The organism is Thalassospira xiamenensis M-5 = DSM 17429, from assembly GCF_000300235.2.
Taxonomy (GTDB): Bacteria; Pseudomonadota; Alphaproteobacteria; order Rhodospirillales; family Thalassospiraceae; genus Thalassospira; species Thalassospira xiamenensis.
In genome coordinates, this window is sequence record NZ_CP004388.1 from 4,106,141 (window position 1) to 4,121,085 (window position 14,945).

The 14,945-nt window shown below is 55.5% G+C and carries 12 protein-coding genes; 2 read left to right on the top strand and 10 right to left on the bottom strand.

Annotation, left to right across the window (positions count from 1 at the left end):
* Window positions 1-125 precede the first annotated feature (125 nt).
* Window positions 126-683 carry a DJ-1/PfpI/YhbO family deglycase/protease gene (locus tag TH3_RS19000; protein WP_007088770.1) on the top strand — a complete coding sequence of 186 codons (558 nt, stop codon included), beginning with the start codon at window positions 126-128 and terminating at the stop codon, window positions 681-683.
* Window positions 684-797: 114 nt separating this feature from the next.
* Here the strand turns inward: TH3_RS19000 and TH3_RS19005 are convergent, their stop codons facing one another.
* From TH3_RS19005 to TH3_RS19020, 4 genes are all read right to left on the bottom strand, one after another.
* A complete protein-coding gene (locus tag TH3_RS19005; protein WP_139328064.1) occupies window positions 798-1,610 on the bottom strand; it encodes a hypothetical protein in 813 nt (270 codons plus the stop codon).
* A gap of 32 nt (window positions 1,611-1,642) precedes the next feature.
* Window positions 1,643-3,265, bottom strand: coding sequence for a hypothetical protein (locus TH3_RS19010; protein ID WP_139328066.1), 1,623 nt, complete (start codon window positions 3,263-3,265; stop codon window positions 1,643-1,645).
* A gap of 79 nt (window positions 3,266-3,344) precedes the next feature.
* Complete coding sequence (locus TH3_RS19015) at window positions 3,345-5,087, bottom strand: hypothetical protein (RefSeq protein WP_007088767.1); 1,743 nt, start codon at window positions 5,085-5,087, stop codon at window positions 3,345-3,347.
* A 27-nt stretch (window positions 5,088-5,114) separates the two neighbouring features.
* On the bottom strand, window positions 5,115-6,971 hold the full coding sequence (locus TH3_RS19020) for a tyrosinase family protein (RefSeq protein WP_076519468.1): 1,857 nt from the start codon (window positions 6,969-6,971) through the stop codon (window positions 5,115-5,117).
* Window positions 6,972-7,080: 109 nt separating this feature from the next.
* Here TH3_RS19020 and TH3_RS19025 point away from each other — a divergent pair, with 109 nt between their 5' ends.
* The gene (locus TH3_RS19025) at window positions 7,081-7,581 is read left to right on the top strand and encodes an Lrp/AsnC family transcriptional regulator (RefSeq protein ID WP_196871093.1); all 501 of its coding nucleotides are present in this window, start codon (window positions 7,081-7,083) and stop codon (window positions 7,579-7,581) included.
* Window positions 7,582-7,630: 49 nt separating this feature from the next.
* Here TH3_RS19025 and TH3_RS19030 read toward each other — a convergent pair whose 3' ends face one another.
* The 6 genes from TH3_RS19030 to hutH all read right to left on the bottom strand — a co-directional run bounded on the left by TH3_RS19030 (window position 7,631) and on the right by hutH (window position 14,934).
* Window positions 7,631-9,178, bottom strand: coding sequence for a TRAP transporter large permease (locus tag TH3_RS19030; RefSeq protein WP_007088764.1), 1,548 nt, complete (start codon window positions 9,176-9,178; stop codon window positions 7,631-7,633).
* Window positions 9,178-9,681 (bottom strand): TRAP transporter small permease subunit, encoded by a 504-nt coding sequence (locus tag TH3_RS19035; RefSeq protein ID WP_007088763.1) that lies wholly within the window; start codon window positions 9,679-9,681, stop codon window positions 9,178-9,180. Before TH3_RS19035 ends, TH3_RS19030 begins: the two co-directional genes overlap by 1 nt.
* Window positions 9,682-9,741: 60 nt before the next feature.
* Complete coding sequence (locus tag TH3_RS19040; RefSeq protein ID WP_007088762.1) at window positions 9,742-10,839, bottom strand: TRAP transporter substrate-binding protein; 1,098 nt, start codon at window positions 10,837-10,839, stop codon at window positions 9,742-9,744.
* A gap of 74 nt (window positions 10,840-10,913) precedes the next feature.
* Window positions 10,914-12,590 carry a urocanate hydratase gene (hutU, locus tag TH3_RS19045; RefSeq protein WP_007088761.1) on the bottom strand — a complete coding sequence of 559 codons (1,677 nt, stop codon included), beginning with the start codon at window positions 12,588-12,590 and terminating at the stop codon, window positions 10,914-10,916.
* The gene (hutG, locus tag TH3_RS19050) at window positions 12,587-13,396 is read right to left on the bottom strand and encodes an N-formylglutamate deformylase (RefSeq protein WP_007088760.1); all 810 of its coding nucleotides are present in this window, start codon (window positions 13,394-13,396) and stop codon (window positions 12,587-12,589) included. The genes hutU and hutG overlap by 4 nt, the downstream gene beginning before the upstream one ends.
* On the bottom strand, window positions 13,393-14,934 hold the full coding sequence (gene hutH / locus TH3_RS19055) for a histidine ammonia-lyase (protein ID WP_007088759.1): 1,542 nt from the start codon (window positions 14,932-14,934) through the stop codon (window positions 13,393-13,395). Before hutH ends, hutG begins: the two co-directional genes overlap by 4 nt.
* Window positions 14,935-14,945 lie beyond the last annotated feature (11 nt).

Below are 14,945 nucleotides of genomic sequence, written 5' to 3' on the forward strand. Positions count from 1 at the left end.
CAAAGCCCGGCGTCACCGCGCAGCATGCAGATGGGCATGAAATTGCCACAAGAAATTTTGGAACGTTTTGAAATCACAGCCGTTGGTGAGGTGTAACGCTCGACATCAATGAAAGGAGAGACGTTATGCCTGCGATTGATACCGCAAAGATTCTTATTCTCGCTACCGACGGTTATGAACGGTCGGAACTGCGCGTTCCGCTTGATAAGCTCTCGACCCATGGGGCAGATGTCAAAATAGCATCGCCCAAATCATCCCCGATCAAAAGCTGGGATAAAAAGGACTGGGGCGACACCGTCGAGGTCGATATCGAAGTCAAAGATGTCGATATCAACGATTACGACGCGCTGGTTATCCCCGGCGGTCAGATCAACCCCGATCTTCTGCGCAATGACGAGGCATCCGTCAGTCTGGTCCGCGAATTTGTCGCGTCAGGCAAACCGGTTGCAGCAATTTGCCACGGCCCATGGCTTCTGGTCGAAGCCGGTGCCCTGCGCGGGCGCGCAGCAACCTCATACAGTTCGATCAAAACCGACTTGCTAAATGCCGGTGCAGTCTGGCGCGACGAACCGGTGGTCTGCGATCAGGCCATCATCACGTCGCGCAATCCCAACGATCTTGATGCCTTTGTTTCCAAGATCGTCGAGGAAGTTAGCGAAGGCAAACACAGGCGCGCGGCCTGACAAGCCGCATGAAAGGCAGCCTTGCCCGCAACTGCACACGGACGGATGGGAACCATCCGTCCGTGTGCGCATCAGCAATCCGATCACCCTACTCCGGACCCTTATTCCGACCCCTTATTCCGGGCACGGATCCTTGGCATTCAGAAGATTGCCGGTCGAATACCAGATATCATGCACGCCCTGGCTCAGATCAAGGCGTACCGGTGCATCTTCTCTCCCTTGAAACAGGGTGTCATAAACCTTGGCTTGCAGCGGTGAACTGCACCCCAATGGCTGGGTTGGCATCCCGGGAAAATCAAGCTCAAGCCCCGCTTCGATCTGGGTTTGCGAAAACTCATCGGGCGGCGATGGCAATGTCAGAATATTCTGAAAATCAGGATCCCGGGCGATGTAATGCGTCAGATGCGCCTCATCCCCATAGCCAAACAGGTAATAGACAAGCTCGGCCGGTTGATCGATCCCGAAATTGAAATGCCGGAAAATAACGACATCCTCGATCTCAACCGCGACATTATCCAGTAATACCGGTCCCGGTGTCCCGCCGCCTGCATTGGAATAACCGTCATAGACTGTCGCGGTAAAGCTGGTCACCCTGCCTGATTTGATATCGGGCAGGGTGAATTTGTCATCATCGACATTGATCAGGTTATAGGGCTTATCAGGATTGGCTGCGCGCAATTTACGGTACTGCGCCATCGCATCATCCGTCAGATGCGCGCGCAGAACCATCTGGTACATATGCTTTTCCTGCGTAAACATCGGCATATGCAGCAAAAACAGCGTTTCCGATCCAACCATAAACATGCCGTGATTGCCCGGTGCATCGGCTTCGGCCCCATTACTGGTATGGCTCATTTCACCCATCGGCGGATGGGCCTTCGCCATCTCCACCAAACCAGAAAACATGGTAACGGTAACCGCGATCATTATCGCCGGTTTCCTGAAGACAAGAGGTCCGATCATTGTGCCTGCTCCATGAATTGTTTTACCTCTTCCACCAGTGACGGGTTTTTCGCCGATCCGGCATCGCGGAAAATGAATGAGAAATCCGATGCTAGCGTATCGCTGCCAGCAATCGTCGCATTGGCATGACAAAAATCGCAGGATTGATCCTGGATGTAGGTTTCCATGGTTGTATTGGCGACTTTCAGATTACCCTCGGACTCAAAGGTGCCATAGCGCAGCGGTATCGATGCATTCGCACCGGGCTCCATGACTGGGGGGCTTGGGCTGCCATCCCACAACACATTGACCAGCTTGTAATACTGAAACACCGATTTCCCGCCGGTTTGCGATGCGATCTTTTGGGCAACACCGGCATTTAGCGTATCCATTTCACTGGTTAGGGCCTGTTCGCGCGTAACCTGTACGGGCTGATCGCGGGGATAAAGATCCTTGCACTGGTTCTGATCGTTACAGTCAATGCGCGGCTGATTGGGTTTGCAATCCGGTCCGGTACAATTCGGGTTGTTAAAGGAATATCCGCCAGGCGGTAAAGTTGCCTGCCCGTCGGGCACATTGTCGACCTGCTCGAAGGTTGCCCAGATCAGATCGGGGAATGTATCGGTCTTGTGAATGATATGAAGCCCGACCAAACCGACAACTTCTTGGCTGCATTCACCGGTATCAGGACGTTTCAGCCATGCAACCGATGTCAGATACCGGTCATAAATGTCGCTTTGCCCTGTCAGGACCCGCCACGCTGCCTTGATCTCGAACGCTCCAAGCGCATCCTGACCTTGCGGTTCCGTCGGTGGAACACGCAGGAACTTGCCACTTGGCAGGGACAATCCCGCCGGATGTCGACCATCAGCATTGGTTGCGACCCGCATCTGATAGGCAGCGTCATAAAGCGCATTGTTCATGATGTAATCGAACTCGGCCTTGCCGACCTTTCGTTCGAAAAACACCAGATTGCCGTTCTGATCTGTCAACCATCCGCCGGTGGCTTCCATGATCTCGTCGGACTGGGTATCACGCGTACCACTTGAAAGATGGAACCGATGGGCAGTATTGACCGCATTTTTTGAAAGCGTTGTTAAAATCTTTGCCGAACCAGCCGGATAACCCAGCAACATCTTGTCACTTTTACATCCCGACGGCACGGCTTGCGGCACGCCCCAATCGGTCGGCTTGGCCGCATCAGGCAGGAAGATCGCCTGCGCATCCTTGAAACTGCCCCAGACCGGTACGCTGGTTAAGGGTGAGGTCGGATTTTCCGGTACCCCCCAATTTTCCACCGAAACGTTTTGATCTGGCTCACCTGCGGCCGATGGTGTTCCCGGCCATGAACTGCTGACCGGCCAGTTCATCGCGATGAACATTTGCCACGCATAACAATTGTTACCCTGCTGGGTTGGCAGGAACAGATTGTCACTGGTCATGAACGACCCGCTTGTCGGATCGAAAACCAGTTGATCCGGGCATTGCTGTGCCGATTGGGCTATTTCCGTCACCCGGCTGATATTGATTTCATCCGCCCTGCCAGCCGGAACATCAATCACCCAAAGAAGTCCCGCAATCGCCAGGATACAAAACCCCGCAATCACACAGCCTGCCCCCAAATGTAATCGGTTCATCATAACGACTCCCTCTGTCGCAAACAGCATCCGGGGCAGATCACAACCTTGACCCCACCCCGGATGCGTCCCCCCGCCCCTGTTAATGACTGGGAATAACCGCCAAACCACTTTCCCACGGATGATCAGCATCCGATGGATTGGCCGGTTCATTCGGGTTCAGAACCCGGAGACTGACGGATCCCGGCTTTGCCGATGACGATACAGCAACATCCATAATGAAGCCCTGCGTACCGCCGCCGTCGGTCTGGCCCGGAATCGCCGATGCATCTGGCAGGAACTTGGTCACTTTGGCCTTGATCCCGGGGTTGGAAAACTCAATCCGCGCGTTGTCGATCGTGGTGTTTTTATCCGCTCCCTGCACGATCAGAACAAAGCTATTCACCGTTCCCGGTACCATCAATGCCGGAAGATCGGTCGGAGATTCCCCATAAAACAGATCAATCGGCACAAACTGAACCGGCCAGGGCTGCATACTGCCGCTGCTGCGGCTTGAAACGCATTTCATCGGTGACTGCAACGGTTGGTTCGGAGTCATCTGCGTTGCCGAAAGGGCAATTTTCATCTGGTTGGCGATATCGCCAATATGAGCAATCTTCTGACCATTGATCGTGCAGTCATTGATCGTGAAACCGGCACTTGGCGGAATATCAAACACCGCATGCAGTATCTGGTCCGAATTGTTCGGACCGGTTCCCGCCGTGCCACGGGTGATTTTCCAATACTGGCTGATATCCTCGCCATTCGGCCCCTTCCAGTTCGAAAGGTTCTGGGGCTGCTGGATATAAAGCCCGACCGGATCGGTCAGTGAAATACGGTAACGTGCCGCAGCCCGGTTGGCGATGAAACCGATATGCGGATCGGAATTACGATAGTTCTGACCGTATTGCGCACAACAAATCAGGCTTTGCGGATCGCGGCTGCTTAAATCCGGACGCTGAATGGTTGCCGCCGCGGCAAGGTAAATTTCAGCACTCAGCGTATTGGGGCCTGACGTCAGATGCAGCGCCCCGCCCGACTGGCCGGGAACCCGCACCGTGCCGCGGTTCCACTTGTTGGTCACGTCATAGGCCGGACGTCCGGTGGTCGGATCCATGACAGGATCGCCTTTTTTACCGGTCGGCTGATCAACCGTGTAACGCAAATAAAGGTCTTCAAGCTTGACCGCCGGATCAACATACATCTGATAAAGGCCAAGGACCGCCTCGGGATTGATCCGCCACATCGTCAGGTAATAGGCCGGGTTTTCGCAGGTAAACATGACGCTTTGCATCTTGCTGCCCGACGCATCATAGGTAATCGACCATTCACAATATTCATCAAGCCAGCCACGTGGGCCGGATGGCGAGAAATCAACGTATTCCCCGGTCCAGTCGATCTCCGGACACCGTTTGGCCGGGATTTTCAGGATCGGAGCCGAACCGCTCGGATCATAGAGCTTGTAAAGCGTGCCATCGACGGTGATCTCGCCACTATCGGCAAGGCTCATAACCTCATCCATGGTCAATGGTCGATGCAGTTGCGGGTTGTTGGATGCCTCGGGTGGGGTCAGAAAGGCGATCAAGCGGTTCGGGAACGGGGTCCAACTGATGACTGCGTCACCGGCTTCACCAAATCCCTCGGTCAGCGGGTTATAGTAATCCGCCCGTGGTGCATCATTCAGGTTCGACCACGGATCACCAATGATCGCCATCTCGGTCCAACCGGCAACATTATTGTTCCAATCGGTTTCAAAAGCCGACAGTTCGTTTTCCATACCAAGCTTTTTGTAATCCTTGGGTGCCTGATGGGCGGGCGACGTAAATCTGGCAAAGGGTGTGCTCATTTTCGGTCTCCTGGGTCACGGTTATGATCAATGAAGCGAACAGCAGCCGCGCGGTGCCATCTGTCCAATAATCGGTTGGCGCGGATCCCCCCAAACCAGCTGGGGAATAAAGCCGGGTAGCGCTTTGTAATCGTCAGCCGTCACAACACGGCCGGTATCGAGGTGGGTCACAACAAGGGAAATTTGCGGTTTGTCTTCGGGGCGAAGATCAAGCGAATAGATGGTCGGCCCGGCATTCAGAACACGTGACACACCCTGTGTCACACAACGTCCTTTATCATCGACAAGCCCCATGCCGATCCGGCTGAACCGGCCGACATAATGCATGTTGCAGCTTGTCGCGTCGTTCGGAGTCGCGTCGGCCTGATTGATGAAAACATCGATCAGATAACTGTCATGGGTACAACGAACATCGTCAAAGACCACCCATGGACCATCGTCCATGATCTTGGCTTCGGCACGTGTTGCGACAAACGGATCGGCGGAAACACCGGCCTCTTTTGCCATTTTTCCCGGTTTGGATGGCTTCGCCTTTACTGCCGTCGGGGATTTCTTGCGCGCCGCGTCACCAGTGAACTGTTTGGCAAGAGGTTCGCCATAGTCATACCCAATACGACGGCTATCCTGCGCCATTTCACCGATTGAAGTATAGCGCCAATGGTCCGCGCTGGAATAACTTACATCCGTCGCACCTGCGCCCAAAAACGGTTGAAGCGGTGTCTGGGTGGTGAATTGCGCGCCGGGATGATTGCGGATCCAGACTTCAAGCATCCGGTCGATATTGGCGTGATAGGACAGGAACAGCGGATCAAACGCGGTATAGGCATTGTCGCCCATATCCGGCCCCAACCAGCCGTGATAATTGTCGTGGGGCTGTTCATAAAGACCGTCAAAATTGACATCGCGATAAGGATACAGATTATCGGGCTGCGGCGGGTGAAACGCCGGGATATTAGCCCACGGGTAACCGGGAACTCCCTGCGGCGTGCTGAAAGTTTCGAATTCCAGCGCATCAACGACCTGCTGCTGGAAAATCCGCGCCATCGCATAAAACTTGGTGCGTTCCGCCCTGTCGGTATCACCGGATGTGTAAAATAACGGATTACGCTGGACGTATTTGCAGTCCGGTCCGCTCATCCTGCCGATCGCACACAGTTTGGAATTGCCGTCCTTGGCCGCAGCATAACGTAACGGGTTGGGGCGCTTCTTGCCGGTGCCGGGATGGATATATGCCTCGTCCAGAAACGCTTGGGGCAAGCCTGCTTCGGGGCTACCATCGACACTGGCATCTTGTGCCATCCAGTCCCAATAGGGGATCGCAAAATCGATCAGTTCTTCCAGATACAGAAGATACGCCCGATGCCAAAGCGCAAAGGCTTCCTGATAATGCAGGCACCAGTTGGTGTGGATATAGGCAAATATCTGCCACGGTGCGCCGCGGTCCGGATTGCCAATCTGCATGATATCGTCAAGCTTGGCACGATAGGCATCAAGCTCGTCCTGACTTAACGACCGGATATCGGCGCGGATACGTTTGACCTTTTGCGGCAAATCCGGCGGCGGTATGCGGTCGGCCGGATCGAAGGGGGACGTTTGATCAACCCGCCACCCCTGATTAACCCAAAGCCGAAAGGTTTCCAGCGCATCAATCGGCCAGAATTGAGTCTGATCGGTGGTCAATGGCATGCTACGCGATGCCAGATGATTATAAATCGTCACCGACCATTCCTTGACCGAATCCACCTGATCCAGATCGATGAAATAACCGCGCATGCACCCGATCCAGCCCCGCGCCACTGCATCTCGCTCGTTAGGCGCAATCCAATAAGGCGCGATAAACAGGTTTTTAACGTCAGAATTCCATGTCGGTTTCGCTACAATCATCGCCTTCCCCGAATAACCCCATGAGTTTTATTGAAGTTTTCTCCACTTTAGGTAGTGTTAAGTTTAGCCCTTCCGTACGGAGAAATTTTGCAAAGTTGGGCGAATAGTGATGGGGTTTTTGCAATTTCAGGGGGCTATTGCAGGATTTATGGCAGATGCGATTGATCTGAAGATTTTGGCGAAGCTCCAGAAAGACTGTACGCAAAGTCTGGAATCGCTTAGCGACAGCGTCGGGCTATCCCCGACAAGCTGTTATCGACGGATCAAGAAACTCGAAAGCGACGGGGTCATTCGCGCGCGCTGCGCAATCCTTGATGAAAAGAAACTCGGCTTTCAGGTCACTGCCATGTTTCTGATAAAGCTTGAAAAAGATAGCGCCGATATCGATCAACGCATGCAGCAGATCCTCAAAAACCGGCCTGAAATCCAGCATTGCTATCTGATCGCCGGTGATTTTGATTTTGTGATGATCGCCAAATTCCGCGATGCGACGGAATATACCGATTACATCTATCACTTCCTCGAAACCTACGCCGATATCCCGATCCAGACCTATACCTCCAAACTGGTGGTCCGTACCGTCCGGCAGGACTGGGCCCTACCGCTTTAGGCGACAAAAATGCCTCGGACAAGATCACGAGGCGCTTTTGAGTAGATGCTCAGAAAACCACGCTTGGCAACCATTGCGCCAAAGACGGCCACAACCAGATTACGAAAATGCCAAACACCTGAAGTGCTATGAACGGCACCACACCGGCATAAATCTGTCCGGTGGTGATTTCCGGAGGCGCGGCACTGCGCAGATAAAACAGCGAAAACCCGAATGGCGGGGTCAGGAACGATGTCTGCAGATTGATCGCAATCAGGATCGCCAGCCATACCGGATCATGGCCCATCATAATCAGTCCGGGGGCTATCAGCGGCAGCAGGATCACCGTGATTTCAACGAAATCAAGGAAGAAGCCCAGAACGAAAATCACCGCCATGCAGAAGAACAGCGCCCCCATCGGGCCACCGGGCATGGATTCAAGGATTTCCGCCACATGGTCTTCGCCGCCCAACCCGATAAATACCAGCGAAAACATGCTGGCGGTCAGGATGGTGGCAAAGATCATCGCCGTAACGGTCATCGTCGATGTCAGTGCGGATTTCAGAACGTCCGCCTTCCATGCCTGTCTCAGGCACGCGGCAATCGCGGCAATGCCGGCAATCGCCAAAACGACATATCCCGCGCCCAGAACATAATCAAACCCGGTCAGATCATTTCGCTGAAACCGGACCGGGGCAATCCCGGCCATAACAGCAAGGATCAGAAGGGCCGCAGTCCCCGACAGGACTAGCTTCCGGTTTGCTCCCTGCCGTACACCGGCCATCAGGATCGCGCCAATCGCGCCGACCGATGCGGCCTCTGTCGGGGTGGCGACACCACCAAGGATCGCGCCCAAAACCGCAATGATCAGCATCACCGGTGGCAGGATAGCCCGGATTACCTCGCCCATATCCGGGCGGCCATCGTCACTTTTGACCGGCGGCATATCATTTGGCCGGAAAAAACCACGCAACAGGATATAGGCAATATAAATCACCACCAGCGTCAGACCGGGGATGAGGGCCCCTGCAAAAATCTGCCCGACCGAAATGGTTTCGATGGTGAACTTGCCCTGTTCGTACTGTGCCTGCTGATAGGCCGACGACATCACATCAGACAGGATAATCAAAAGCGTAGACGGCGGAATGATCTGCCCCAGCGTACCCGCCGTGCATACAAGCCCCGATGCCATTTTCGGGTTATAGCCAGTACGCAACATGGTCGGAAGCGCAATCATGCCCATGGCAATCACGGTTGCACCAACAATCCCCGTCGATGCCGCCAGCAACGCCCCGACCAGCACGACCGAAATGCCAAGACCACCGCGCAACTGGCCAAACACCCGGCCCATTGTATGAAGCAAGTCTTCGGCAATGCGCGATCTTTCCAGCACCACACCCATGAGGACGAAAAGCGGAATGGCAATCAGCACGTCATTGGTCAGAACACCAAACACCCGCTGACCAAGGGCGCCCATCAGCGCAATATTCATCGCGTCCGTTGCCCAACCGATAAAGGCAAAAATCACCGCCACACCAGCGATGGAAAACGACACCGGAAAACCAAGCAAAATGCAGCCCATCAGGGCCGCAAACATCAATAAATCAAGGTATTCCATCAGGCGGCACGCCCCCGCAAAATGATAATTTGCCGCAGAAGACAGGCAACCGACTGAATAATCAAAAGAATACAAAAGGCCGGAATCAGGGATTTAAGCAACCAGACGGCCGGAATCCCCCCCACCGAAATCGCGCCTTCCAGCATCGAAACTGCATTAACCACCGACGGCCATGACCAATACAGCAATGTCGCCATCGACGGGATCGCAAGCACGACATAGCCAAAGACATCAATCCTGGCCTTGGTCGTTTCGTGTGCCGCGGCATAGAAAATATCGACCCGCACATGTCGATCGACCAGAAGCGTATAACCTGCGCCCAGCATGAAAAGCCCGGAATGCAGGTAAAGCACGCTTTCATTCAACGCGATCGAACTGAACCCGAAAACATAGCGTAGCAAAACCACGGCAAACTGCAAAAGAACCATCAGAAGTGCAAACCACCGCACGGTCATTCCGGTCCACTGGTTCACCTGATCCAGCGCATCAGCAAGGCGTTGCATGAAATCCCCCGCGAAACAACAAGACCGGCGCGAGCAAACCCGCGCCGGTCTTCAGTTCTATCAGAAGCCAAGGACCTTGGCGCGCGCATTCATCTGACCATTATCGGCATAGGTCATGTAGCCGCCAATAAGATCACGATAGGCAACAAAGCTCTCAGTCGTTTTGCGCGTCAGCGCATCATCGCTTTCGCGAAGCTCGCCAATCACTTCGGCTGCAGCCTTGCCCATTGCTTCGATCACATCATCGGGCAACATGCGCACCTGCACTTCCTGCTCGGCAACAAGCTGTTTCAGGGCCATCGCATGCTTGGTCTCGTACTCGGTCCAGACCTCGTTATAAAGGCTGTCACAGGCAAATTTGACCACGGCCTTAAGGTCGTCGGGAAGGTCGGCATATGCCTTGGCATTCACTGCACATTCCTCGGCCGAGGACGGCTCGCCCACACCGGGCCAATAGTAATTCTTGGCAACCTGATAGAAGCCAAGCGCACTATCGGACCACGGACCGATGAACTCGCCTGCATCAAGCGCACCGGACTGCAATGCCTGGAACATGTCACGCCCGCCCATGGCCTGAACCGCCATGCCAAGCTTGGCACACATTTCCGAGGCAAGGCCGGTGGTACGAAATTTAAGCCCCTTAAGGTCTTCGGCCGATTTGATTTCATTACGGAACCAGCCAGCCCACTGCGGACCAGAGTTCCCGCACAAGAACGGTTTCAGGCCAAACTGGCCATAAATCTCGTCATAAAGTTCCTGACCGCCACCATGGGTCAGCCAGCCAACCTGTTCGTCTGCACGCAGGCCAAACGGCTGCGACCCGAACAGAAGAATGCCCTTGGATTTTGATCCCCAATAAGCCGGAACCGCGTGATAAATGTCCGCAGTCCCTTCGGCAACCGCATCAAACACGCCGTTGCCCGGCACCAGTTCACCGGCAGCATGCAATTTGACCTCGATCCGGCCACCCGAAAGGGTCGTGATGCGATCAGCCAGTTTCTGTGCGGCAACACCCGGCCCAGGCAGGTTTTTGGGCCATGCGGTTACCATGTTCCATTGGCGTTTATCCTGTGCAATGGCTGGCGTTGCAAAGGTTGCCGCCATGGCGGCAGCCCCGGCACCCGCAACACTGGCAGTCAGAAATTCACGTCTTTTCATTTTATATAGCCTCCTTGATGAAGAACCCTGATTGGTCGGGGGGCTATTTGCCCCCGGACCCATCTTGTGTCAGATTACTTGCCGAGAATCCCGGGAAGATTAAGCCCGTGTTCTCGTGCGCAATCCAGTGCGATTTCATATCCCGCATCGGCATGACGCATCACACCGGTTGCCGGATCATTCCAAAGGACGCGTTCGACCCTGCGTGCGGCATCTTCCGTGCCGTCACAACAAATCACCATGCCGGAATGCTGCGAAAAGCCCATTCCGACACCGCCGCCGTGATGCAACGAAACCCAGGTGGCCCCCGATGCCGTGTTCAGCAGCGCATTAAGCAACGGCCAGTCACTGACCGCATCCGAGCCATCTTTCATCGCCTCGGTTTCGCGGTTCGGGCTTGCGACCGAACCACTGTCGAGATGGTCGCGACCGATCACCACCGGGGCTTTCAACTCGCCATTTTTGACCATCTCGTTAAATGCCAGCCCCAAACGGTGCCGCTGCCCCAGACCGACCCAGCAAATACGTGCCGGCAAGCCCTGGAACGAAATGCGTTCACGCGCCATATCCAGCCAGTTATGCAGGTGTTTGTCATCCGGGATCAGTTCCTTAACCTTCTGATCCGTCTTGTAGATATCCTCGGGATCGCCCGAAAGTGCCGCCCAGCGGAACGGTCCGATCCCCTTGCAGAACAACGGCCGGATATAGGCCGGAACAAAGCCCGGAAACGCAAAGGCATTTTCCAGCCCTTCTTCGAGGGCCATCTGACGGATATTGTTGCCGTAATCGACCGTCGGGATACCGGCATCGTGGAAGGCAACCATCGCCTCGACCTGAACGCGCATCGATGCGCGCGCGGCCTTTGCCACCGCTTTCGGATCAGATTCCTGCTTTTCGCGCCATTCCGCAACAGACCAACCCTGTGGCAGGTAACCATGCACCGGGTCATGGGCCGATGTCTGATCGGTGACGATATCCGGGCGAACGCCACGCTTGACCAGTTCCGGGAACACGTCGGCAGCATTGCCGATCAGGGCAACCGACTTCGCCTCGCCCGCCTTGGTCCAGCGATCAATCATCGCCAATGCTTCGTCCAACGAATGGGTTTTTTCATCGACATAACGGGTACGAAGACGGAAATCGGCCCGCGTTTCATCGCATTCCACGGCCAGACAGCACGCACCGGCCATAACCGCGGCCAATGGCTGTGCACCGCCCATCCCGCCAAGACCACCTGTCAGGATCCATTTGCCCTTAAGGCTGCCGCCATAGTGCTGACGCCCGGCCTCGACAAAGGTTTCATAGGTGCCCTGAACGATGCCCTGTGATCCGATATAAATCCACGACCCCGCCGTCATCTGGCCATACATCGCCAGACCTTTTTTATCGAGTTCGTTGAAATGATCCCAGTTGGCCCAATGCGGCACAAGGTTGGAGTTCGCAATCAAAACACGCGGTGCATCCTTGTGGGTGCGAAACACGCCAACCGGCTTGCCCGACTGCACCAAAAGAGTCTGGTCATCTTCCAGTTCCTTCAGGCTGGCAACGATCTGGTCAAAATCCTTCCAGGTACGTGCCGCCCGGCCGATACCGCCATAAACCACAAGTTCATGCGGGTTTTCGGCAACGTCCGGATGCAGGTTATTCATCAACATGCGCATCGGTGCTTCGGTCAGCCAGCTTTTGGCAGTGATTTCCGTGCCGGTTGCCGGATAGACGTCGCGCTGGTTATGCCGCGGATTGTTGCTCATGATTTGCCTCTTAACGTCGGGGCCAGTTCGGCCAATTTTTCAAGAATGGAAGTCAGATGCGTGCGCAGTTTTGCGGCACGGCTTTCGTCATAGGCCCAGGGTGCTGCCTCGGCCTGAAGATAGGTTGATTGCGCCAATTCCATCTGGATGGCGTGCTGATTGATATCGGGGCGACCGTAATGGCGCGTGGTCCAGCCGCCTTTGAAACGGCCATTAACGATGCTGGTGTAATCCTTCGCCGCGGCACAGACATCGCGCGCTGCCGCCTCGATCACCGGATCGCAGGTCGTCCCCAGATTGGTGCCAATATTGAAATCGGGAAGCTTCCCGTCAAACAGGAACGGGATATGCGATCTGATCGAATGACAATCATAGAGGATCGCGACCCCATGCTTTTCGCGGACCCGGTCAAGCTCGCCTGCCAATGCCTGATGATAGGCTCTGTGAAAATGATGGGCGCGAAATGCGATATCATCGTCGTCAGGTGCCTGATCCCAGATGTTTTCACCATCAAAATCAGTCAGCGGCACCAAGGTAGTGGTGTTCTGACCGGGATACAAACTGACCCCTGCCGGGTCGCGATTGGCATCGATCACGTAACGATGGAACGTTGCCCGAACCGTCGTGACATTATCGAGAAGCCCGTCATAAAGCGTGTGGATATGCCAATCCGTATCGGCAAGTTCGCGCCCGCGATCATTCAGTTTTGCGGCAATGTCGTCTGGAACATAGGTCCCCGTATGGGGCAATCCCAGAACGATGGGACCATCGCCGTGCCTGACTTCAACCGGATTGCTCTTGGTCATGCGTTGCCCCCCACCACAAAACCCGAAAGTTTCGCCGCCGAAACAAGGCTGCCGTTGGTGACCAGCTCCGCCGCCTTCGCCAGATCAGGTGCCATGTAACGGTCCTGCTCGACACTTGGAATGTCTTTGCGGACCATCGCCAGGACATCCTGCAAACCGGCACTGGTTTTCAGCGGACGGCGGAATTCAACGCCCTGTGCCGCACAGATCAGCTCAACCCCCAGAATGTAGGAAAGGTTGGCATTCATCCGGGCCAGTCGGCGTGCACCGTGGGCGGCCATCGACACATGGTCTTCCTGATTGGCGCTGGTCGGCGTGCTGTCGGTCGAGCAGGGATTGGCAAGATGCTTGTTCTCGCTCATGAGCGCTGCCGTCGTGACCTCGGCAATCATCAGACCGGAATTCAAACCCGGATCGGGGGTCAGGAACGGCGGCAGATCATGTGAAAGCGTCGGATCAACCATCAATGCCACGCGACGCTGGGCAATCGCCCCGATCTCGGCAACGGCAAGGGCAATCTGATCGGCGGCAAAGGCCACCGGTTCGGCATGGAAATTCCCGCCCGAAACAATCCGGCCATCTTCTTTGAGAACCAGCGGATTATCGGTGACCGCATTGGCCTCGATCTCCAGCGTCTGTCCGGCGAAGCGCAGCAAATCCATTGCTGCCCCGGTCACCTGCGGCTGGCAGCGGATGCAATAGGGGTCCTGAACGCGGGTATCGCCCTCGCGATGGCTTTCGCGGATTTCCGATCCGTCCATCAATGCGCGCATCGCGCGCGCCACATTGATCTGCCCCGGATGACCGCGCAGCGTATGGATTTCATCAACCAGTGGGGCTGTCGATCCCATGATCGCATCGGTCGAGAGCGAGGCGGTGACAATCGAACTGGCCGCGTTGCGCCAGGCTGAAAACAGCCCGACCAATGCGCATGCGGTTGAAAACTGTGTGCCGTTAATCAGGGCAAGGCCCTCTTTCGGGCCAAGGACCACCGGTGTCAAACCAGCCCTTTTCAGGGCATCCGCACCGGCCATGGTTTCACCGCGATAGACCGCTTCGCCTGCACCGATCATAACCGCCGTCATATGGGCAAGCGGTGCCAGATCGCCCGACGCCCCAACCGATCCCTGCGATGGGACGACCGGGGTTACACCATATTCCAGCATCCCCTCGATCAGATCGATAATGTCCCAGCGCACACCCGATGCACCCCGCCCGAGCGACAGCAATTTCAACGCCATCATCAGACGCGTGGTCGGGATATCAAGCGCATCCCCGACACCGCAGCAATGGCTGAGGATCAGGTTGCGTTGCAGGGTTTCGGTATCCTTGGCCGCAATCTTGACCGATGCCAGTTTGCCAAAACCGGTATTGACCCCGTAAACCGCATCACTGCCTTCGGCGGCGGCACGGACCATCGCATGGGCGGCCTCGACCCCGGCCTTGGCCGACGGGTCCAGCTTCACGGCGGCCTGACTGCGCCAGATATGTTCAAGATCGGCCAGTTTCACAGACGCGGGGATCAGGGTGACGGTCATTTTGCATCCTT